Origin of the sequence: Mycobacterium sp. 1245852.3 (assembly GCF_001669335.1) — a bacterium.
Classification (GTDB): domain Bacteria; phylum Actinomycetota; class Actinomycetes; order Mycobacteriales; family Mycobacteriaceae; genus Mycobacterium; species Mycobacterium europaeum_A.
The window spans coordinates 1-650 of record NZ_LZLL01000244.1; the positions used below are offsets into that span (position 1 = coordinate 1).

1 protein-coding gene is annotated in these 650 nt (G+C 69.8%); it reads right to left on the reverse strand.

Features of this window, described 5'->3' with window-relative positions; translation table 11 throughout:
* Positions 1-650: CoA transferase (locus A9W96_RS10865; protein WP_197499483.1), on the reverse strand; the 650-nt coding region annotated here is incomplete at both ends.

A 650-nucleotide genomic window follows, 5' to 3' on the forward strand; every position in this document is an offset into this window, starting at 1 on the left:
CGAGCCAGTGCTGACCGGTCAGGCAGTTGATGCCCACCCAGCCGTCGACGGCCCGGACGACGCCCAGCATGGGTGCCGACCGCAGGTTGGCGGGCAGCCCGAGGCGTCGCATCCGCTGTGCCATCAACATCGGATAGGGCAGCGTCGAGATCAACGATTCCAGCTGCGCGACATCGACTTCCGTGATCCGGCCACCGGGCGGCCGGCGCAGCGCGGTCAACGCGCCCAGGGCGCCGTAGGCCCCCGCGACGTATTCCGCGATCCGGGCGCCGACCTGAACCGGCGGGCGCTGCGGATCCCGGGTGCTGACCCAGCCCGACGCCGCCTGCAGGGTCAGCGCCGTGGCGGGTCGATGACGCGACGGACCGGACTGACCGAACTCAGAGATGCGCAGAATTACCAGGTTCGGGTTGATCCGCTGCAAACCGTCGATGCCCAGACCCCAGCCCTTCAGGGTTCCGGGCGGGAGGTCTTCGATCAGGACCTGCGCCTGCGCGATGAGCTCGAGCGCAGACGCCAGATCGTGGCCCTCCGAGAGGTCAAGTGTGGCAACGTGTTTGCCGGCGTTGAGGTACTCGAACAGGCCGCACCGATCCGGGTCGGCGAGTCCGGTGGGGAACGGCCCCCAGCGCCGCAGCGGGTCTCCGGCG